This window comes from uncultured Rothia sp. (assembly GCF_916715725.1).
Taxonomy (GTDB): Bacteria; Actinomycetota; Actinomycetes; order Actinomycetales; family Micrococcaceae; genus Rothia.
This window is the reverse complement of record NZ_CAKAPD010000011.1, coordinates 22,012-42,832: the sequence shown is the minus strand read 5'-3', so window position 1 is coordinate 42,832 and position 20,821 is coordinate 22,012. Positions and strand designations below refer to the sequence as shown.

Here is a 20,821-nt window from a genome sequence, read left to right as displayed (position 1 = left end):
GTGGCGTTGTGCTCTATCAGCGTGTGCTGGGATTGGTGCTTTGGGGCGGTATCCTGCGGCGCTGATATGTGTTAGCCCCGCGGGTCCGTCGCTTTAGTTCGCCGTTTTCTCGTGGATGTATGCCACGAGGTCGGTGAGCACCTGCGGGTCGGTGGTCGGGGGTACGCCGTGGCCGAGGTTGACCACGTGCGAGGGGGCGGCGTCGCCTTCTGCGAGCACGTTGTCTACGTGTGCGTAGAGGTTTTCGCTACCTGCGGCGAGCAGTGCCGGGTCGATGTTGCCCTGCAGGGGTACGGCGCCGTTGAGCAGGGTGTTCGCTGCGGACAGCGGCAGGCGGTAGTCCACGCCGATGACGTCCGCGCCGGCTTCGTGCATGGCGGGCAGCAGGGCGGTGGTGCCGGTGCCGAAGTGGATGCGCGGCACACCGTATTCGCGTACGGCGTCGAGGGCGGTTGCGGAGTGCGCCTGCACGTAGCGGCGGTAGTCGCCTTCGCCGAGGGAGCCTGCCCAGGAGTCGAAGAGCTGCACGGCGGATGCGCCCGCCTCGATCTGCGCGCGCAGGAACTGGCCTGCGGTGCGGGCTGCCCAGGCGGCGAGTTCGTGCCAGGCGGCGGGGTCGGCGTGCATCATGGTGCGCGGGCGCAGGTGGTCGCGGGAGGGGCCGCCCTCAACCATGTAGGCGGCGACGGTAAAGGGTGCACCCGCAAAGCCGATGAGCGGGGTGTCGCCGAGCATTTCTACGGTGGCGGCGACGGCTTCGCGGATGGGGTCGAGGTCGCTGTCTTTGAGTTCGGGCAGGGCGCGCACCTCGTCGAGGGTGCGCACGGGCTGGTCGAGGACCGGGCCCCTACCGGGCACGATGTCAACGTTGACGCCCGCGAGCTTCATGGGGATGACGATGTCGGAGAAGAAGATGCCGGCGTCAACCTTGTGGCGGCGGACGGGCTGCACGGTGATTTCTGCGGCGAGGTCGGGGGTGAGGCATGCATCCAGCATGGGGATGCCTTCGCGTACCTGGCGGTATTCGGGCAGGGAGCGGCCTGCCTGGCGCATGAACCAGACGGGTCGGTGGCTGGAGGGGCGGCCGGTGAGGGCGCGGAGCATGGGCGAGTTGGCGGCGGTGCCTGCGCGCAGGGGATGGTTGGCGGGTAGGTGTGCGAGCTGCTCGGCGGTGAGCAGGGGTCGCTGGGCGTCGGTGGGATGTGCGGGCAGGGCGGGTGCCTGTGCGGCGCCTTCTGCCGACGCGGGAGTGGTGTGCTGGTTTTCGCTCATAGTGTCTAGTGTGACAGGTTTATGTGGGTGTTTTTGCGACACTTTGTCATGGTGACTTTTACCTAATGGTGACTTTCTTAGTGGTGAGGGACACCTTAGTACACACCTGCTAGAACTCTGCCAACACCCTCCATATACCCTATTAGAGCCCTGTTTACGCGAAGAATACGCAGATGAAGCCCCGAATACGCCGCATCACATTCCGAGATATTCTCCCCTCCCCGGCTTTTGAAATACCGCACCAACACCCCGGCAGATTCCCCCACCTCCTGTCCGCTATGTGGCACCCACTAAGCCGCGTGGAGCCGTGAACTTAGGTTCTATGAGCTTTACAGGGGCTTAGTCGGCGTGGTTATGATTAATCTCTAGTGAGTACTTATGCATTTGTGGCATCGCACCACACCGTTGATCTGACCACCGTCGCTGCGTTGAGCGCCGGTGCCTCCGGTGTACCCGATGTTCTGGCGGCGGATGTAGCGCGTCAGCTCGGTGTTAAGGGTGCAGTAGTTCTTGCCACCTGTAACCGTCTTGAAATGTATGTTCAGCTGCACGTGTCTGCCCATGTCCCCATGGTTCGTGAGCTGATTGTTGATTCGATTGCTCAGACCTCCGGGCTGGATAAGGAGCTAGTTGCCTCCAGCTTCGACCTGTTCGAAGACGAGGAGGCGGCGCGCCACCTGCTGACGGTCGCCTCCGGCCTGGAGTCTGCCGTGGTTGGCGAGCGTGAAATCGCCGGTCAGGTACGCCGCGCCCTGGCTGCCGCGCAGGCGAAGGCTCAGGAGGAGGGCGTGGCTCTTCCCGGTGAGCTGGTGCAGCTGTTTGAGCATGCGGCGCATACGGCTCGTCAGGTAGGTCAGCACACGGCGCTTGGCGCCCAGGGCCGCTCGATTGTGTCTGTTGCCCTGGATCTTGCGGATGAGGTTGCCGAGAAGGACTGGTCGACCCGACGCGCCCTGATTTTTGGTACGGGCGCTTACGCGGGTGCAACCATTGCGGCGCTGCGCGAGCGCGGTTGCACCGATATTTGGGTCAATTCCCGTTCGGGTCGTGCCGCCGAGTTCGCGGCAAAGCGCGAGGTTTCTGCGGTGCCGGTGGACGGCATGGAGCAGGCCATGGCTTCTGCCGATGTCATTATTGGCTGCTCCGGCGGATCCGACCCGCTGCTTCCCGAGCAGATTCCGGGCGGCCACCACACGATCCTCGACCTGGCGCTTTCGCGTGACTTTGACCCCTCGGTCGCTGACCTGCCGAATGTTGAGCTGATTACCCTCGAGTCGGTGCGCCTTGCCGCCCCCGAGGAGACCGAGGAATCCGTGGCGACGGCTACGCGCATTGTGGAGTCTGAGCTGGCGGCGTTCCTATCTCGTCAGCGTTCCCGCACGATTGACTCTGCGATTGTTGCGCTGCGCTCGCACACTATGGATGTGCTGGATTCCGAACTGGAGAAGGTGCGCAGCCAGTTTGGTTGCGGTGCGGCGACGGAGCAGTTTGAGCTGGCGATGCGCCGCATGGTGAAGTCCCTGCTGCACACCCCGACGGTGCGCGCCAAGAAGCTTGCGGCGGAGGGCCGCACGGAGGATTACGTGCAGGCACTGGAGACTCTCTACGGTATTCAGGTGGAGGACTCTTAAGAGCCTCCTCTCCCCCGCTCTTCCCGGTATTTCTTCGGCGTTTTTCGGTATTTTTCCGGCGTTTTTCGCATGCCCACCCCCGTTTTCGCACGGGTTTTACGTGTGTTGCATACGGGTTTCGCGCGGGTTTTCGCGCATCCGGCGGTGAGTATTTTATTAGCCCCCGGCGAAGTACCGCCCGTTCACGGTGCCGATGGGCGTATTCACGCTAGAGTAGATGCTAGATAAGACAGTTCCCATACCCGGCGCATGTTTGGCTGCGCCGGACTATTCTGCGAGGAGACTCATGGAAATCAAGATTGGCATTCGCCACATTGCTCGTGAAATTATTGTTGAGACCAGTGAGGCTAAGGAAATCCTCATGGAGAAGGTCTCGAAGGCTATTGAGGATGGCTCGCTGCTGCAGATTATGGATGATAAGGGCAACACCACCCTGATTTCCGGCGCTCAGATTGGCTACGTTGAGCTGGGTTCTGACGCTAAGCGTCACGTTGGTTTCGGTATCGGCGCCTAATTAGTTCGGCAGCTGTTTACCCTTTAGCTTGAGCTTTCCCCCGCATCCGTCACGATGCGTAACCGCGCTTTATGCGCCACATGGTTACGCCGTGCCGAATGCGGGGTTTTGCGTTTTAAAACCGCCCGCGCAAAAACTTCGCGGCACCCGGTTTTGGGGCGGTATATCGCCCATCACGGGCGCACACCACAACCGGTCGGGGGTGCGCCGAAAGCAAATCCAGGTTAATATTGAGGGGTTAAGTGAATGACCGGTCGTACCCCTTTCAAGACCCCGAGGCTGCACCGCCTTCTCATCATGAATCAACCATGAGTATTATTCATGCGTGCAGGCGGCGTTTCGGTAAGAATTTCCCGTGTAAGAATTTCCCGCGGCCGGCTTTCGACGCCCGCCCGTCACCGCCTCCATCATTGAGGCGCTGGCTGGTACACCCCGTTACGGGGAGAAACACACCCCGAGCAGGGGTAGAAAGATACGGTCCAGTGACTGAAACGAACACGCAGGAAACCACTCAGACTGCAAAGTCCTTCGCCGACTTCGGCGTTCGCCAGGATATTAGCGACGCCCTCGCGGCGGTTGGCATTACCTCCCCCTTCCCCATCCAGGAGCTGACTCTTCCCGTGGCTCTGTCTGGCCAGGACATCATTGGTCAGGCGAAGACCGGTACCGGTAAGACCCTCGGCTTCGGTCTGCCCACCATTCAGCGTGTGGTCGGCCGCGACGATGAGGGTTGGGCTGATTTGGAGTACCCCGGCGCACCTCAGGCGCTGATTCTGGTTCCGACCCGTGAGCTTGCTATTCAGGTGGGTGAGGACCTGGCGATTGCTGCGAAGCTGCGCAACGCCCGCGTCGCCACCCTGTACGGTGGTGTGCCGATTGAGCCTCAGGCTGAGCTGCTGCGCCGCGGCCTGGAGGTTGCGGTGGGTACCCCCGGCCGCATCATCGACCTGTACCAGCAGGGCTTCCTGAACCTGAAGCAGGTTAAGATCGTGGTCCTCGATGAGGCTGACGAGATGCTGGATCTGGGTTTCCAGCCGTCGGTTGAGAAGATCCTCAGCTACCTGCCGGAGGACCGCCAGAGCATGCTGTTCTCCGCAACCATGCCCGGCCCGGTCATTGCGATGGCACGCCAGTACATGACCAAGCCCATGCGCATTAGCGCCGCTGACCCCGAGGACGCCTCGAAGACTAAGGCTTCGATCCGCCAGGTCGTCTACCGTGCGCACCACCTGGACAAGGACGAGATGATTGGCCGCATTCTGCGCGCTACCGGCCGCGGCCGCACCGTCATCTTCACCAAGACCAAGCGTGACGCTGCCCGCGTGGCGGAGGAGCTGGTGAACCGTGGCTTCGCTGCCGCTCCCCTGCACGGTGACCTGAACCAGGTTGCGCGTGAGCAGGCACTGAAGGCTTTCCGCTCCGGCAAGGTCGACATTCTGGTTGCGACCGATGTGGCGGCTCGCGGTATTGACGTTGAAGACGTGACTCACGTGATTAACCACCGCGTGCCCGAGGATGAGAAGACCTACCTGCACCGTACCGGCCGTACCGGCCGTGCGGGCAATGAGGGTACCGCTGTGACCCTGGTTGATTGGGATGACCTGCCGCGTTGGAAGGTCATTAACGACGCCCTGGAGCTGGGTGTTCCTGAGCCGGTTGAAACCTACTCTTCCTCTGAGCACCTGTTCCATGACCTGAACATTCCGGCTGGCACTAAGGGCCGCCTGCCGCGCGAGGAGCGTGTGGCTGAGGGCATGGGCGATGAGTTCTTTGAGAGCGCCCGTGACTCGCGTGATGGCCGTCCGGCTCGTTCTCGCGGTGGCCGCGATGGTGGTCGTTCTGGCGGTCGTGACGGCGAGAAGGGTTCGCGCCGTTCCCGCGGCGGTCGTGACGGTCGTTCAGGTGAGGGCCGCGGCGAGCGCCGTAGCCGCTCCGAGGGCCGCAAGCGCACTGAGCGTTCCGAGCGTTCTTCCGAGCGTGCGGAGCGTAACGAGCAGGGCGCATCCGAGCGTACCGAACGTTCTTCGGAGCGTTCTGAGCGTGCGCCTCGTCAGCGTCGCCGTACCCGCCGTGTTGAGGGTCAGCCTGTGGAGGGTGAGGGCCGCCGCCGTACCCGCCGCCGTTCTGAAGGCTCGCGTGCTGAGGGTTCTCGTTCTGAAGGTTCTCGCGGTAAGGGCCGTGGCGCTGACCGTGCTGGTTCTGAAGGCTAGGGCCGGGGTTGGGTATTTCAGTATCCCCGGCGCCCGCCGCGCCCTCCCCTGCCGCTGAGTCGCCCCGCACGGATTCGACGGTTTTCGATCCGCAGGGCCCGTCGCTGCTGGTGCAGGCAGATAACCTGGAGTATCTGCGTGAGCTGCCCGATGGTGCGTTCACCGTGATTTACATTGACCCGCCATTCAATACGGGTAAGAAGCAGACGCGCCGCACGTTGAGCGCGGAGGCTTCTGAGAAGGGTGACCGCACCGGTTTTAAGGGCAAGAGCTATTCGAGCACCCTGCAGACTCTGGCGAGCTATAACGACTCGTTCGAGGATTATTGGGCGTTCCTAGCGCCGCGTATTGAGCAGGCGCATCGTCTGCTTGCGCAGGACGGCACCCTGTACCTGCACCTGGATTGGCGTGAGGTTCATTATGTGAAGATTATGTGCGACATGATTTTTGGTCGTGAGAACTTCATTAATGAGCTGATTTGGGCTTATGACTACGGTGCGAAGTCTACGCGCCGCTGGCCGACGAAGCACGACAATATTTTAGTGTACGCGAAGGATCACCGCAGCTATTACTTCAATACTGCGGAGGTTGATCGTGAACCGTATATGGCTCCCGGTTTGGTGACTGAGGAGAAGGCTTCTCGCGGTAAGCTCCCTACTGATGTGTGGTGGCATACTATTGTGTCGCCTACGGGTAAGGAGAAGACGGGTTATCCCACGCAGAAGCCTACGGGTTTGTTGCGTCGTATGATTGCGGCGAGTTCCCGCCCGGGTGATTGGGTGTTGGATTTCTTCGCTGGTTCTGGGTCTACGGGTGCGGCGGCGGCTCAGCTGGGTCGTAAGTTCGTGTGTGTGGATCAGAATCCGCCGGCTATTGAGGTGATGGCTAAGCGTCTGGGTGTGGATCCGGTGTCGTTCGCTGAGTATCGCGGTGTTCCGCGTGGGGCGAGTGTGCTGTTCACGCCGAAGCGTACGGTGGGTGTTCGTGGCGGTACGAGTCGTGATGCGTTGACGGCGGCGAGCCGTCATGCGCTGAAGGCCGTGTTGGATACGCTCACGGAGACTACGCAACCGGTTGAGGGTGCGTCCTGCCGGTTTGTGCGTCACCGGTCGATGGATGCGGTGGATAAGAAGATGCGTATTGATGGTCGTGATGAGTTGCGTCGTCAGCGTCAGCATCAGGCACGGGCTAAGGCTCGTGCAGCGCGGGCGGCTGCTCAGATGGATGCGGCGGCTGCGGGTGCGGTGTTGCAGCATCATGCGTCGCGTGAGAGCGTCTAGGCTGTCTTGTCTGCGCGTTCGTGAGAGCACGTGTTAAGAGTGTGGGGCGGGTTCCCGATAAGGAACCCGCCCCACACTCTTTTGTGTTGCCCTAGTGTTCTGTTCTAAGGTGCCTTCTCTTTATAAATGTTTTTAGAATGCACCTCGAGTATCTGCCATGCGCAATACTTCAAAAGCCTGTTCATATGTTGCTTGGAAAGTCCATTGGCTCACTCGTCGACCTTCATAGTCCATGCTCGCTACGTCATGGTGTCTAATCGATTCGTGGAAGCCAGTGTACTTCTTATCAGAGCCGGCTCCAGTGTATTTCAACCAAACATAGGCCCGATGCAACTCTGAGCCGTAAGGAAGGTTGGGGTTCCGCTTGGTCCAGGGCTCTTCCTCATTCGGAGGATTCATATCGGGTAGCTTGACCGCCGGACTACCAGCTAGGCGGTATGCCATGATTACTGTCGTCGTTTCATTCGCGGGGGCATCGTAATGGAAATTCCCATCACTCCAACCCCAGGTAATGCCCCGCTGACGAGCCCACATCACTACAGGAAAACGCGGATCATCAGTCTTAATATCACCATAAGGAGACTGAGCCGGAAGATTCTTCACCTCAGGAGAACCCGACAGGCGATATAAATACTCCACAAACTGGCCACGGGAAATTACGGTGTTTTCTTCGATTAGCTGATACTTCTGGTATTCAGAAATTAGACCAACGCACTCAGCCCAGTCGTAGATAATATTGCGACTGTAAGTCACATAAGCATTCGGAAGGTACTTATATTCGTAGATTGCGCGGTCGTTACAGGTCACCGCCGGTTCATTGGGCTGCACAATAGGGGTCACTTGGCGAGGTTTCAGAACACCAAGAGAATATGCTGGCATGCTACCGCACACCATGGCGCCAGCCAGCAGTACCGTGCCACCAGCCTGGATAGCCCGCTTCGTGGGACGGGTGAATAATTGTCGAAGCACCATAGCTCCTTCACGAACAGGGTAGGGGGCACAATCTTTGTGCACCCCAATGAGTAGAACGTTCTCAGCGTATCAAAAATCCTAACCTTCAGGTAGAGATTTAGGGAACATGTAATGATACGAAAGTAAAAGAGTGTTATATAAATATGAGGGCTGTATCGGTGAATCCTCCAGCTGGCATGACGCAGTCTCAGGCACAGCAAGTAATCACGAGGCAGCGAACTGGTATATCAGCTCGTGGGCTAGCGACTGCACTTTCACGGGAGTACGCTCAGACAACCCCTACGGGCCAAGTCAAGAAGTACCCCTAGAAAGAATCCTCGCTTCACTGTGGGGCTTCTATCTTGAAGGTAGTGTTAGGCGTTTGAATATTATTGGAGCAAACGCATACGACGAATGCCACATGGACTACAAAGACAATAACAAACCTAAACCCAAGGTTCTGAACGATAAATGGAAGTTTTCTATTAAAAATTCCCTGAACCCACCCTACAAGATTGAAATTAATCAGTATGTCTATAAATCTACTGAGACTCCAGTGGGAACTTCCAATAAAAAAGAATATATAGTTGTGGAATAAATTCATAAACATATCCCCGCTTATGTATTGATACATAAGCGGGGATACGTTTCTTATTTAAATTTGAAAGATTTATCTGCCAGACGAATCACTTCAAAGGCCTGCTCATACGTAGCGTAAGTCAACCACTCAAATTCATCATTAGGTGATACGATACCATGCTGTCGATACGATACGTTCTCGACAGAATCTTTATTATTTGGATTCTGAAGACCATAGTATAACCAGGTGTATGCCTTATGAAGCTCCGAATTATAGGGCATATTCGGCCATTTTTCCTTCCAAGGAGTATATAGGAAATAGGCATTAGGATCGTCTACTTCTACCGTTACGTTTGGACTACCCGCCAATCGATACACCATCAAGGCAGTAGCAGCCTCACTAGCAGGGGTATCGTAATGGAAATTTCCATCACTCCAACCCCAGGTAATGCCCCGCTGACGAGCCCACATCACCACGGGAAAACGCGGATCATCAGTCTTAATATCACCATACGGAGACTGAGCCGGAAGATTCTTCACCTCAGGAGAACCTGACAGACGGTATAGATACTCCACAAACTGGCCGCGAGAAATAACACTATCTTTCTTGACCATTTGGTACTTCTGACGCTCAGAAATCAGACCAACACACTGTGCCCAACTAAAGATAACGCGACGCCCCAACTCGCCATCTTGCCGATAATACTCATATTCTGCGCGGTCGTTACAGGTCACTGCCGGTTCGTCCGGTTGCACAATAGGGGTCACCTCGTGAGGCTTCAAATGCCCGGTGGCATACGCCGGAACACTACCGCACACCATGGCACCAGCCAACAGTACCGTGCCGCCAGCCTGGATAGCCCGCTTCGTGGAGCGGGTGAATAATTGTCGAAGCATCATAGCTCCTTCACAAACAGGGCAGGGGCACAATCTTTGTGCACCCTCATGAGTAGAACGTTCTCAGCGTATCAAAAATCCTAACCTTCAGGTAGAGATTTAAAGAACATGCAATGGGGTGAAAACAAAAGAATGGGGGCGGGTTCCTTGACCGGGAATCCGCCCCGCACTCTTTCGTCTTACTACTGGGTCTTACTACTGGACCGCCAGCTGCTCACGGATACGCGCCACCGTCGCCGCATCCGTCGTATTCTCACCCAGCAGGTTCGGCTTACCCGCACCGTGATAATCGCTCGAACCCGTCACCAGCACCTCACGGCCCGCCGCACGCTGATGCTCGATGAACTCCAGCAGACGCGCCCGGTCCTCCGGGGAATTCTCACGGTGATACACCTCCACACCCGCCAGGCCAGCATCCACCATCAAACCCAGGTACTCCAGGCTCAACGCAGGTCCACGCATCGTACTCATCGGATGCGCAATCACCGGCACACCCCCAGCCTCACGCACCAGACGCACCGCCTCCAGCGGGTCCAGCGCATCCTGCGGCACATAGTAGGGGCTGCCCGTGTACAGCAGCTTCGCAAAAGCCTCAGAACGATCAGCAACCACGCCAGCGGCAACCAGCGCATCAGCAATATGGGGGCGGCCCACCGCCGTGTTCCCCTCCCCCACCTGCGCCAACACGTCATCCCAGGTCAGCGGGTAGTCGGCGGCAAGACGGCCCACAATAGCCTGCGCACGGCCCTCACGGCTGGCGCGAATCGCCTCCACACGGCGCGCCAACTCCGAACCCACCGGGTCAAAACCATAAGCGAGCAGATGAATAGTCTTCGTGCGTGCGCGGCCCTCACCGTCGGTGTACCGGTAACGGCAAGAGAACTCTGCACCCGGCAGAAAATCTAGACCGTACTCGCCCGCCAGCTGAGCCGCCTGCGCCCAACCAGCCGTCGTATCGTGATCAGTCAGCGCAAACCCAGCCAACCCGGCGCGAGCAATCAGCGGCACCAGCTCGGTCAGGCTCTGCGTGCCGTCAGAGATAGCGGAGTGAATATGCAGATCGTAGCGCCCGGCACGGTTCAGGTTTTCAGGCGCGCCCGATTCAGCGGGCTGCGGTGCCTGCTGCGCATTAGGCGCGCTATTTCGGTATTCTGTCTGCGTCATATTCTCTCCTTCCCCGCCCCTGCTAGTTCGTCGCCACCTCAGCGGGGTTTTAAGGCATGTCATCTACTCTTCTGATTCAACCCTACCAATATCGGCGGCGCAATATCAGGCACCCGGTCGCAGGTCAAAGATATATTCTGTCCCACCGCGCCCTCTCTTATGGTCAAAAGCGCTAAAACACCTGCCCACCTGTGGCGAAGGCGATATGATTAACCCATGACTGAGAACAACGAGAAGAGCACCGAAGCTCAGAAGACTGACCACCGCAGCACCCCTAAGGCGTCTGCGTTCACCGAATTCATTGCCGCAAACTGGGCACCTGCCGAAGATGACGGCTACACCCGCGAGCCCGTAGCAGACTACGCAGCTGAGCGCCGCGCCAAGATCTCCAAGGCATTCCCCGGCGAGCGCCTCGTCCTGCCCGCAGGCCCGCTGAAGGTCCGCTCCAACGACTGCGACTACCGCTTCCGCCCCCACTCGGCGTTTGCGCACCAGACCGGTCTGGGCATCGACCACGAGCCCGACGCCGTGCTGATTTTCGAGCCCGTCGAAGAGGGTACCGGCGACAACGGCTCCAACCACGAGGTCACCCTGTACTTCCGCCCGCTGGCTGGCCGCGACACCGCAGAATTCTACGCGGATGCACGCTACGGCGAGTTCTGGGTTGGCCCCCGCCCCACCCTGAAGGAATTCTCCGAGCGTTACGGTCTGCGTACCCGCGACCTGTCCGAGCTTGAGGTTGCTATCACTAAGAACGCCGGCAACCAGGGCCTGGGCGGCGTGAACATCCGCCTGGTCCGCAACGTTGACCCGGCTGTTGACGCGCTGGTTGACACCTCCCGCTACAACACCGGCGTGGAGCTGGAGCAGGCTGACAAGCTGGACTCCGAACTGGCCGTGGCTCTCTCCGAGGCTCGCCTGATTAAGGACGCTATCGAGGTTGAGAACCTGCAGCGTTCCGTTGACATGACTGTCAAGGGCTTCGAAGAGGTCATTCGTGAACTGCCGAAGGCTAAGGAGCACCACCGCGGTGAGCGCGTCGTTGAGACTGCGTTCTTCTCCGTGGCACGTACCGACGGTAACGACCTGGGCTACGACACCATCGCAGCGTGCGGTAATAACGCAACCATCCTGCACTGGATCCGTAACAACGGCACCGTCGATGACGGCAAGCTGCTGCTGCTGGACGCTGGCGTTGAGGACGACACCCTGTACACCGCAGACGTGACCCGCACCTTCCCCGTGAACGGTAAGTTCACCGAGGTTCAGGCGAAGGTCTACAACGCTGTGCTGGAGGCTGCTGATGCCGCGTTCGCTGTGGCTAAGCCGGGCCGTAAGTTCCACGAACTTCACGACGCCGCTATGGAGGTTCTGGCTCACCGTCTGGAAGAGTGGGGCCTGCTGCCGGTTTCTGCCGAGGTTTCCCTCACCCTTGAGGGCGGTCAGCACCGCCGCTGGATGCCGCACGGCACCAGCCACCACCTGGGCCTGGACGTGCACGACTGCGCGCAGGCGAAGGCTGAACTGTACATGTGGGCTGAGCTGGAGCCGGGTATGGTCTTCACCATTGAGCCGGCACTGTACTTCAAGGAAGAGGACATGTCTATCCCCGAGGAGTACCGCGGTATCGGTATCCGCCTTGAGGACGACGTGCTCTGCACCGAGGACGGCAACGTGAACCTCTCCGCTGCTCTGCCCCGCACCGTTGAGGGCATTGAGGAGTGGATGGCGAAGCTGGCGAAGTAACGCCTAGCCCCCCCCCGTTACGTCAGTAACGTCTTATAGGGAAAGCCCCTCACCGATTTGTTCGGTGAGGGGCTTTCGCGTGTCTTCTATGTTGCTTCTCTGCCTGTTTCCTGGCTTATTTCCCGCCGCTACGGGCGGCTACCGCCGTTGCAGGTTCGGTTATTCGGAGTCCTGCGAGGACTTATCGTGTGAGGGCTTATCGTGCAGGCCCTGCGGGCGCGGGGTCGGACGCTGCGGCTTGGGCTGAATCAGCTTCGCGTATTCTTCCGGGTCGTCCACGCGCAGACCGTACCGCTGCGCCGGGCGCTTCTGCGTATCTGACTTCTGAGCGGTCGCCTGGTCAGTACTTGCATGTTCCTGTTCGGAAGGCTGAGCGGACTGTACGGACTGAGTAGGCTGAGCGGACTGTGCGGGCTGTGCGGGGGCAACCGGTGCGGGCATGTTCTGCGCCGCGCTCTGAGCCATCGCATTCTGCGCGGTCGCATCACGCTCGGGAAGGTTCTGGTTCGGCGCCGGCTGGCTACCCGCCTGCGCACGGTACGAGGGAGCCTTCGGGGCGCCGGTCGGAACCGGCGCACCATTCATCGAGACGGTGCTCTGAGCGGCACGCGCCTGCGAAGCCTCCGGGGCTGCCGCCGCACGAGCAGCCGCAACCGCCGCCGAAAAGCGAGGATGCGCACCCAGCACGCGGCGCGCATCCTGAGCGTACTCCGGCAGAGCGTACATCACGGTACGCGAGGGGATTGATTCAGTACGTATCGGGTGGCGACTGCCGTGGGAGCGACGCAGAACGTACATTTGCCACAGCACAAACATAGCCACCGACAGCAGCACATACTTTATTGCCTCAATAGCAGAGGAATCATTAGTCGAGGTCATAACCAGCAATGAAAAAAACGCGCCGAATCCTGCACCTCGAAGCGCTGCAAAAGTCAAGATACGACCATACGGCAACGGCACCGGGTACTCCACCTGGCGGATACCGTCATTGACCAGGTACAGCGCCGTCACCGGATAATCCTGCTCGCTGAGCACGTCAAAAGCGGCGAGCGCATCATCGTGACGAACGAAGGAGGCGATCGCCTCACCGGCGGGCAGGGGCTTGCCCTGAGCCTGCGCCAGGCGCGATGCCAGATATGAAGAAGGCGGGGTCGAGGGAATATTCGGCAGGTTAGAAGTCATGGCTCCTATTCTACCGCCCGCCCTAACCCTGGACCCGGTGGGCAGTCAGCTCTTCTACAGGCGTAGCGAGCACCTGTTCAATTAGGCTTCTCAAAGTGCGAATCCCCGCGGCGGGGCGTACCCTAGAGAGGTGAGCAATTCGAAGTTCAGCACCCCCAGCAAGATTTACATTGCCCGCCTTTTGGGCCTCGACGTTTTTGACCCTTTCGGTGACCGCCTCGGCCGTCTCCGAGATGTCGTCGTGCTCAAACGCGGCCTGGGCGCATCCATTGCGGGCGCCCGCCCCGCCAAGGGCAGCGAACCCATTGTTGTCGGCATCATCGTTGAGGTGCTCGGCAAGAAACGCGTGTTCATGCCCATGACCCGTGTGCGAAGTATCGACGCTTCACAAATCATTTCGACCGGCCTGGTGAACCTGCGCCGCTTCGAACAGCGCAACTCTGAGACTCTCATCGTCGGTGAGCTCTTTGACCGCCGCGTGCGTCTGCTCGACGGCAGCGGCGACGCCGTCATTGAGGACGTCGCCATTGAGCAGCGCCGCAACGGCGACTGGGGCGTGACCGAGCTGTTCGTTTCGCGCGTCAGCTCCTCCTCCAGCACGTGGCGCCGCCGTTCCAAGGAGACCCTCATCGTCGATTGGGACGAGGCGGTGCTCTCCACCGACGTGGAACCGCAGGCGGCAACCGCGTTCGTGGCGAACCACGAGAACTCCAAGCCCGCCGACCTTGCGGATGCTATCCACGAGATGAGCGATAAGCGCATGGTCGAAATCGCCGCCGAGCTGCAGGATGAACGCCTCGCGGACGTTCTGCAGGAGCTGCCCGCCGAGGACCAGGTGCAGATTCTGTCGCACCTGGACGACGAGCGCGCCGCGCAGGTCCTCGAAGAGATGGAACCGGACGACGCCGCCGACCTGCTTATCGAACTGGACGACGCACAGCGTGAAAAGCTGCTCGAGCTCATGGAACCCGACGAAGCAGACGACGTGCGTCGACTGCTCGAATACGACGAGGGTACCGCCGGTTCGCTCATGAACCCGGTGCCGATCATCCTCTCCCCGGAGGCGACCGTCGCGGAGGCGCTCGCGCACATCCGCGCCGAAGAGATCCCTCCGGCGATGGCGGCTGCCGTCATGGTGACCCGCCCGCCCCTAGAAACGCCGACCGGCAAGTACCTGGGCCTGGTGCACATGCAGAAACTGCTGCGTGTGCCGCCGAGCGAGCCGATTGGTCACATCCTCGATACCGACACTGAGCCTGTCTCTGACCAGGCTAGTTTGGAAGAGCTAGCACGCGTGCTGGCGACCTATGACCTGACCATCGTTCCCATTGTGAACGAATCGCACCGCCTGGTAGGCGCAGTGACCATCGACGACGTGCTCGATGCGCTCCTGCCCGAAGACTGGCGCACTTACGATGATGGAACTCCCGTACGAAAGGTAGGACGACGCTTTGCCTGATTCGAACCGCCGCGACGCAAACCGTACCGAAGAGAACCCCCGCATCGATAAGGCGCGCATCCTCAAGGACCGCCTGGAGAAGAAGTACGCTGAACGCAACCGCGAGCGCGGCGACTCCCGCCCGCAGCGTAGCGACTCGCAGCTGAGCACCCCCGGCACCCGCAAGCCGAAGCTGTTCTCGAGCCCCAACCCGGACGCTTTCGGCCGCATGACCGAGGGTTTCGCACGCTACATGGGTACCCCGCAGTTCCTGATGTGGATGACCATTTTCTGTGGCGTGTGGCTGGCGTGGAACTCCCTGGCGCCGGAGGAGATGCAGTTCGACCCGCGTAGCCTGAACTTCACCCTGCTGACCCTGATGCTGTCCCTGCAGGCTTCTTACGCTGCTCCCCTGCTGCTGTTGGCGCAGAACCGTCAGGATGACCGCGACCGCGTGGTGGCCTCTGAGGACCGTAAGCGTGACCAGCAGAACCTGGAGGAGACCCAGTACCTGACCCGCGAGATCGCTTCGTTGCGTATTGCTCTGCGTGAGGTTGCGACCCGTGACTTCGTCCGTAGTGAGCTGCGTGACATTCTTGAGGAACTGCAGAACATTGCGCAGGAGCAGGAGCGTCACGCCGAGCAGCTGCAGGACATCAGTGAGGACATTGAGGACCTGGAGGAGGCTATCGACGATATCGATATCTCCGAGGGCGAGGAAAAGGACGCCGAGGAGCAGGACGCTGAGGGAAAGAGCTCTGAAGGCACCGAGAACGGTACCGAGCAGGCTTCTGACAAGGCCGAACGCCCTGCGAAGGACTCCGCGCAGGATCCCCACCGAGGCGATTTGAGCCAGCCTCAGAGCCGCGAATCCCAGCAGGCACAGCAGCAGGCAGAGCGCACCCGTGAGGGAGGCGCCCGTGACCGCTAATTCGCCCCTGCAGGATGCGCTCTACGCGGCGCTTGCCCGCGTCGAGGATCCCGAACTGCGCCGCCCCATTACGGAGCTGGGCATGGTGGAGACTGCGCTCGTGCATCCTGAACTGGATGAGCACGGTGAGCCGATTCCCGGCCGCCACTGGGCTGAGGTCACGGTGCTACTCACCATTGAGGGTTGCCCGCTGAAGAACACCATCGAGCAGCAGGTTCGTGACGCCGCCGCCACCGTTGAGGGTATTGAGCGTGTGCAGCTGCAGGTGGGTGCGATGAACCCGCAGCAGCGTTCCGCCCTGCGTTCGATGCTCAAGCCGGAGCGTTCCAACCCGTTTACCGCGCCCGGTTCGCTGACCCGCGTGTTCGGCGTGGTGTCCGGTAAGGGCGGCGTGGGTAAGTCCTCCATGACCGCGAATCTTGCCGCGGCGTTCGCTTCGCGCGGGCTTGCGGTGGGCATTATTGATGCGGATGTGCACGGCTTCTCCATCCCCGGTCTGCTGGGCATTACTGATGCCCCAACCCGCCTGGATGACCTGATTCTTCCTCCGACCGTGGATGTGCCCGCCCCCGCCCAGCGTTGGGGTGAGCAGAAGGTCAACGGCGGCTTTATTCGCGTGATTTCTATCGGCATGTTCCTCAAGGGCAACGAGCCGGTGGCGTGGCGCGGCCCCATGCTGCACCGCGCCCTGGAGCAGTTCATCATGGACGTGCACTTCGGCGCCCTGGACGTGTTGCTGCTCGATTTGCCGCCCGGTACCGGCGATATTGCCATCTCCATGGCTCAGCTGCTGCCGAATGCGGAGCTGGTGCTCATTTCCACCCCGCAGCACGCCGCCGTGGATGTGGCGGAGCGCGCCGGCACCCTGAGTCTGCAGACCGGTCAGAAGGTCGTGGGCGTGGTCGAGAACATGGCGGCAATGACCCTGCCGGACGGCACCGTGCTCGACATGTTCGGTTCTGGCGGCGGTCAGGTGCTCGCTGAGCGTCTTTCGGAGGCGCTCTCCTACCCGGTACCGCTGCTCGGTTCCGTCCCTCTGGACGTGAACCTGCGTACCGGCGGCGACGACGGCATGCCCGTCGTCTGGGGTCACCCGGACTCCCCCACCGCCGAGGAAATCCAGTCCATCGCCTCACAGCTGTTACAGTCCGGTGAGTCGAGGGCGGGTCAGAGCCTGCCGCTCTTCGTTTAGAGGTTGAGCGCCTAGAAGCTGACGGTCAAAAGCTGATATAGAAAGAACCCCGCACCATCACCGGTGCGGGGTTCTTTCGTTTCAAAATCTTAGGTTGCGTCCACGTCGAAGGGGGCGTATGCGCCTCGCGGAAGAGCACGGCTCTCAGCCTTCTCTTTCTCCTTCAGCAGCGCCTCTTCACGTTCCCTCGCCTCACGCTCACGCTCAGCGTCATCCTCAGCGAATGCCTGCTTCACAATCACGCGCGGATCGTACTGGCGGGGGTCGTACTGGCGCCAGTTAATATCTTCCAGACCCGTCTCGCCCAGGGCCTCCTTGAAGTCGTCCTTCGCATCGAACGCCATGCGGCGCACGGTCTTGACGAATTCACGGATCTGGCGGGCGTATTCGGGCATGCGTTCGGGACCGATCACCACGAACGTGATGATGGCCAAAATAATCAACTCGGTGCCACTAATACCAAACACAGAATATAGATTATCAGTTCCGGGCCGGTGCCGCCGAACCCGCGGCGCTTTCTGGACGTGTCTTTAAGCTCTGGACAAGCAGAAGGCGTACGCTACCGCACCGCGGAAGGGCATTGCGCCCACGGCTAAGAACACCACATCAGCGGTTTACGGCGGATAATCTCCACCGCCGGGTTAAAACGCTGCGGCTCCAACCGCAGGCACGCCCGCCTCCCGAACGCAAAAGACCGCCGGCAGCACACCGGCGGTCTCAAACACCCGTTAGAAAGAATCAGCGGTTTACGGCGGGTAATCTCCACCGCCGGGGAGCTGTTTCCAATGCCACAGCCAGCCAACCCAGCCCCACTGCGCGCACGCACCCGCCACCAACAGCGCCCAACGATACGCCCGCGAACGGCTCGCCGCCGCCACCACAATCACCAGCGGGAACAACGGCAACAACAGGCGGAACGTCGACGACTGCGGATTCAAAAACAGAATCAAATACGCAAAATAGCTCAGACACCACAGGTTCAACGGAGCCGCCAAAACCCTACGCGCCAGAGGGCTCAAACACAGAGCAATAAAGCCCAAAATCAGCAGAGTCAGCAGCACCGGAGCCGCATACCCAAAGTACAAGTAACCCTGAGACAGCCACGGCTGAATCGGCGCCAAATGCGTACCGCGCCACGCCGTCTCCGTGGCGGTGTACGCATCCACACGCCCCGTAGCCCACCACGCAATCGCAGGCCACACCAGCGCACACGCACACACCACCAGGGCGCTCACCAGCTGCCCCAAATGGCGCACAAACGCCGCGCCAATACCGGACTGGCGGCTCGAACGCACCCAGCACGCGAACCACCACAAGCCGGCAGCCGCGCCCAGAGGCACACCCACCGGGCGGGACAGACACGCCAAAGCCGCCACAGGAACCAACAGGCCGTAGCGTCCCTGCACCAAGCACAACAGCGCACCGGCAAGGAACACCAAGTTCAGCGACTCCGCATACGGCACCTGAAGCACCGGCGCCACCGGCAAGAACGACACCAACGCCACAGCCCACATGGACAGCGCAGAAGGCGACTCCTCACTCTTGAAACCGGTCGCCTTCAACGACGCCTCAAACAGCAGGTAAATCACCCACGCCGCCGCGAAACCGGCAAGCAGAGCAACCGTCGCCGCCACCGGGTAGTACCCGATGCCCGTCGCATGGCTAATAGCACCGGAAAGCTGCGGAAAAATCGGGTAAAACGCCCACTGATTCTGCTGCACCACACCCGCCGCGTTCACCGGCAGCTCACTCGGGTAACCCTGTACCGCAATCTGCTCATACCAGCCGGCATCCCAGATGCTAATGAACGACAGATAGTCCAGGTGCTGGCCCCAGGGGCTACGCAGCTGCTGCTGACCGACCACGGCAAAAACGATGAAACCCCACACACGGGACAGACCGTAAATCAGCAGCACCGACAGCCACGCGGGCAGGGCACGCAGACGCTCCCCCACGCGGTGCAGGCGCTCACCGGCGGCGGTGTACGCCCAGGTCAGGAGCTCATCAAAAGACTCACTCTGCTCCTTGTCGGAGGCGGGGGTAGCAGCATCCTGCGCGGGGGAAGAGTTAGTACGTTCAGGCGAAACACTCACCGGCGCTAGCTCCCCTCAGCCGCCGAAGACGCACCCTCAGCCTGCGGGCTCTTACGCTTCTCCACGAACTCGTGAGCGCTCAGGGTGCTCTCCGCATCATCAGCCAGTGGAACCGCGCCGCGGCGCACCGGCTCAGCGACAACCGCGCTAGCATCAGCGGATTCTGCGGTCGAAGCGGCAGCCTCCGCGGCGGGTGCGTTCTCGAGTGCCTTGTTATCTTCGGGTGCACCGACAAGAGGAGCGATAAATCCGAAATCCTCCACACGGTCAAAGGTGCCCAGACCATCACGGCCCACACCGCTGAAGAACGCGGCACCGGGCACGGCACGCTCACCGGAGAGTGCCACAACGGAGAGCACCGCAATGCCCGAAATCAGCAGGGCAAGCAGAATCAGAAGAAAGTTCATGTCAATCTCATATCATGCAGGACCGTCAACCCCTGACGGTCACCTAAATTCAAATAGTAGCGCCAGCACCGGCAGAATCAGCACCAACAGAGTTAGCGCCGCGGCTAGTCCTCGTCGCGGTCGCTGAGCAGCCAGGCACGCAAATCGGCGTGGCAGCGGGTCAGCTGGCTAAAGCTCACGTGCTCGTTATCGGTGTGAGCCAGCAGAGCGTCACCGGGGCCGAAGTTCACCGCGGGAATACCGATCTCGCTCAGGCGCGCCACGTCCGTCCAACCGTACTTCGGCTGAGGCTCCTGCCCCACCGCCTCAATTAGGGAAGCCGCCAGCGGGGTGTCCAGTCCGGGGCGTGCCGCCGGGGAAAGATCCACAAAATCTAGCTCGTAGCCGGCGAAGACCTCACGCACGTGGGCGACCGCCTCATCCAGGGTCTTATCAGGGGCAAAACGGTAGTTCACGTGCATTGCCGCCGCATCAGGAATCACGTTACCGGCAACACCACCCGAAATCTGCACCGCATTCAGACCCTCACGATAGTCCAGGCCCTCCACAGAGATGGTCTTCGGCTCGTAGGAGGCGAGCGCCGCCAACGCCGGTGCCAGTGCGTGAATTGCGTTCTCGCCGCGCCAGGCCCGGCCCGAGTGGGCGGCAAGGCCGCGGGTGCGCACGAAGAAACGCATGGTGCCGTTGCAGCCGCCCTCAATGGTGCCGTTGGTCGGTTCAAGTAGCACACCGAAGTCTGCGTCGGTGATGAGCTCACCGTGGTTACGAATTAGACGCGCCAGGCCGGAGAGTTCGCTGGCGACCTCTTCGTTGTCGTAGAAGATGTAGGTTAGGTTGTAGTCGGTGTCCTGCGCGGTCAGTTCGGCGGCGAGCTTCAGCTGGACCGCCACGCCGCCCTTCATGTCGGTGGCGCCGCGGCCGTAGAGCACGCTGTGGCCGTCCTCTTCACGTACCGTGGACGGCACGGTGCCCAGCGAGCCCTCGACGGTGGGCAGGGGCACGGTGTCCAGGTGACCGGCAAGAATAATGCGGGTGCGTTCCCCCTCAGCGCCGGGTAGCGGCGGGAACTCGGTGCGGGCAATAATGGCGTCCCCGTCACGGGTCAGGTGCAGGTGCGGGCAGAACGACAGCGCCGTGTGCACGGCATCGGCAATCGTTCGTTCATTACCAGAAACCGACTCGTAATCCAGCAGGGCACGCGTCAGCTCGGGCATGGACACGTCCAGGTTCAGGGGCGGTTGCGGTACAGGGTGACGCTCAGAAATATTCGGGGAAACGCTCATCCTTCCACCTTACAGGTTCCCCGGTACACACACCTGCGCCCATAACTCCCA

At 60.5% G+C, this 20,821-nt stretch carries 17 protein-coding genes; 8 read left to right on the top strand and 9 right to left on the bottom strand.

What is annotated here, in order from left to right; translation table 11 throughout:
• Positions 1–93: 93 nt before the first annotated feature.
• Positions 94–1,272: a uroporphyrinogen decarboxylase gene (gene hemE, locus QZ822_RS07015; protein ID WP_294643594.1), complete on the bottom strand. Its 1,179-nt coding sequence runs from the start codon at positions 1,270–1,272 to the stop codon at positions 94–96.
• 368 nt (positions 1,273–1,640) lie between these two features.
• Here hemE and QZ822_RS07010 point away from each other — a divergent pair, with 368 nt between their 5' ends.
• The 4 genes from QZ822_RS07010 to QZ822_RS06995 all read left to right on the top strand — a co-directional run bounded on the left by QZ822_RS07010 (position 1,641) and on the right by QZ822_RS06995 (position 6,907).
• Positions 1,641–2,903: a glutamyl-tRNA reductase gene (locus QZ822_RS07010; RefSeq protein WP_294643593.1), complete on the top strand. Its 1,263-nt coding sequence runs from the start codon at positions 1,641–1,643 to the stop codon at positions 2,901–2,903.
• A gap of 286 nt (positions 2,904–3,189) precedes the next feature.
• Positions 3,190–3,417, top strand: coding sequence for a DUF3107 domain-containing protein (locus tag QZ822_RS07005; RefSeq protein ID WP_070507618.1), 228 nt, complete (start codon positions 3,190–3,192; stop codon positions 3,415–3,417).
• A gap of 482 nt (positions 3,418–3,899) precedes the next feature.
• The gene (locus tag QZ822_RS07000) at positions 3,900–5,627 is read left to right on the top strand and encodes a DEAD/DEAH box helicase (protein WP_294643592.1); all 1,728 of its coding nucleotides are present in this window, start codon (positions 3,900–3,902) and stop codon (positions 5,625–5,627) included.
• Positions 5,628–5,635: 8 nt separating this feature from the next.
• Positions 5,636–6,907, top strand: a complete 1,272-nt coding sequence (locus tag QZ822_RS06995; protein ID WP_294643584.1) for a site-specific DNA-methyltransferase — start codon at positions 5,636–5,638, stop codon at positions 6,905–6,907.
• 132 nt (positions 6,908–7,039) lie between these two features.
• Here the strand turns inward: QZ822_RS06995 and QZ822_RS06990 are convergent, their stop codons facing one another.
• The 3 genes from QZ822_RS06990 to QZ822_RS06980 form a co-directional block, all read right to left on the bottom strand.
• The gene (locus QZ822_RS06990; protein ID WP_294643583.1) at positions 7,040–7,879 is read right to left on the bottom strand and encodes an S-layer homology domain-containing protein; all 840 of its coding nucleotides are present in this window, start codon (positions 7,877–7,879) and stop codon (positions 7,040–7,042) included.
• Positions 7,880–8,509: 630 nt separating this feature from the next.
• Positions 8,510–9,337 carry an S-layer homology domain-containing protein gene (locus tag QZ822_RS06985; protein WP_294643582.1) on the bottom strand — a complete coding sequence of 276 codons (828 nt, stop codon included), beginning with the start codon at positions 9,335–9,337 and terminating at the stop codon, positions 8,510–8,512.
• 192 nt (positions 9,338–9,529) lie between these two features.
• The gene (locus QZ822_RS06980; protein ID WP_294643581.1) at positions 9,530–10,498 is read right to left on the bottom strand and encodes a PHP domain-containing protein; all 969 of its coding nucleotides are present in this window, start codon (positions 10,496–10,498) and stop codon (positions 9,530–9,532) included.
• A 216-nt stretch (positions 10,499–10,714) separates the two neighbouring features.
• On the opposite strand from QZ822_RS06980, the gene QZ822_RS06975 reads away from it, so the two are divergent.
• On the top strand, positions 10,715–12,244 hold the full coding sequence (locus QZ822_RS06975) for an aminopeptidase P family protein (RefSeq protein WP_294643578.1): 1,530 nt from the start codon (positions 10,715–10,717) through the stop codon (positions 12,242–12,244).
• Between the two features lie 159 nt (positions 12,245–12,403).
• On the opposite strand, the gene QZ822_RS06970 is transcribed toward QZ822_RS06975, so the two are convergent.
• Positions 12,404–13,426 (bottom strand): hypothetical protein, encoded by a 1,023-nt coding sequence (locus QZ822_RS06970; protein WP_294643576.1) that lies wholly within the window; start codon positions 13,424–13,426, stop codon positions 12,404–12,406.
• 130 nt (positions 13,427–13,556) lie between these two features.
• Between QZ822_RS06970 and QZ822_RS06965 the strand changes: the two genes are divergently transcribed.
• From QZ822_RS06965 to QZ822_RS06955, 3 genes are read left to right on the top strand one after another with little or no spacing between them, the layout of a single operon-like run.
• Positions 13,557–14,885 (top strand): magnesium transporter MgtE N-terminal domain-containing protein, encoded by a 1,329-nt coding sequence (locus QZ822_RS06965; protein WP_005508498.1) that lies wholly within the window; start codon positions 13,557–13,559, stop codon positions 14,883–14,885.
• Positions 14,878–15,795 (top strand): DUF1003 domain-containing protein, encoded by a 918-nt coding sequence (locus QZ822_RS06960; protein ID WP_294643574.1) that lies wholly within the window; start codon positions 14,878–14,880, stop codon positions 15,793–15,795. Before QZ822_RS06965 ends, QZ822_RS06960 begins: the two co-directional genes overlap by 8 nt.
• Positions 15,785–16,987 (top strand): P-loop NTPase, encoded by a 1,203-nt coding sequence (locus QZ822_RS06955; RefSeq protein WP_294643573.1) that lies wholly within the window; start codon positions 15,785–15,787, stop codon positions 16,985–16,987. The genes QZ822_RS06960 and QZ822_RS06955 overlap by 11 nt, the downstream gene beginning before the upstream one ends.
• Before the next feature lie 89 nt (positions 16,988–17,076).
• On the opposite strand, the gene QZ822_RS06950 is transcribed toward QZ822_RS06955, so the two are convergent.
• From QZ822_RS06950 to dapE, 4 genes are all read right to left on the bottom strand, one after another.
• Complete coding sequence (locus QZ822_RS06950; RefSeq protein ID WP_096741066.1) at positions 17,077–17,454, bottom strand: twin-arginine translocase TatA/TatE family subunit; 378 nt, start codon at positions 17,452–17,454, stop codon at positions 17,077–17,079.
• A gap of 279 nt (positions 17,455–17,733) precedes the next feature.
• Positions 17,734–19,080 carry a hypothetical protein gene (locus tag QZ822_RS06945; protein ID WP_294643571.1) on the bottom strand — a complete coding sequence of 449 codons (1,347 nt, stop codon included), beginning with the start codon at positions 19,078–19,080 and terminating at the stop codon, positions 17,734–17,736.
• Positions 19,081–19,085: 5 nt separating this feature from the next.
• Complete coding sequence (locus QZ822_RS06940; protein WP_294643569.1) at positions 19,086–19,487, bottom strand: taurine ABC transporter substrate-binding protein; 402 nt, start codon at positions 19,485–19,487, stop codon at positions 19,086–19,088.
• Between the two features lie 104 nt (positions 19,488–19,591).
• Positions 19,592–20,770, bottom strand: a complete 1,179-nt coding sequence (gene dapE / locus QZ822_RS06935) for a succinyl-diaminopimelate desuccinylase (RefSeq protein ID WP_294643567.1) — start codon at positions 20,768–20,770, stop codon at positions 19,592–19,594.
• Positions 20,771–20,821: the final 51 nt, after the last annotated feature.

Bases quoted from the DNA above. Each gene is read 5' to 3' on its own strand.
- hemE (WP_294643594.1), bottom strand. From the start codon at position 1,272: ATGAGCGAAAACCAGCACACCACTCCCGCGTCGGCAGAAGGCGCCGCA.
- QZ822_RS07005 (WP_070507618.1), top strand. From the start codon at position 3,190: ATGGAAATCAAGATTGGCATTCGCCACATTGCTCGTGAAATTATTGTT.
- QZ822_RS06990 (WP_294643583.1), bottom strand. From the start codon at position 7,879: ATGGTGCTTCGACAATTATTCACCCGTCCCACGAAGCGGGCTATCCAG.
- QZ822_RS06985 (WP_294643582.1), bottom strand. From the start codon at position 9,337: ATGATGCTTCGACAATTATTCACCCGCTCCACGAAGCGGGCTATCCAG.
- QZ822_RS06980 (WP_294643581.1), bottom strand. From the start codon at position 10,498: ATGACGCAGACAGAATACCGAAATAGCGCGCCTAATGCGCAGCAGGCA.
- QZ822_RS06975 (WP_294643578.1), top strand. From the start codon at position 10,715: ATGACTGAGAACAACGAGAAGAGCACCGAAGCTCAGAAGACTGACCAC.
- QZ822_RS06970 (WP_294643576.1), bottom strand. From the start codon at position 13,426: ATGACTTCTAACCTGCCGAATATTCCCTCGACCCCGCCTTCTTCATAT.
- QZ822_RS06940 (WP_294643569.1), bottom strand. From the start codon at position 19,487: ATGAACTTTCTTCTGATTCTGCTTGCCCTGCTGATTTCGGGCATTGCG.
- dapE (WP_294643567.1), bottom strand. From the start codon at position 20,770: ATGAGCGTTTCCCCGAATATTTCTGAGCGTCACCCTGTACCGCAACCG.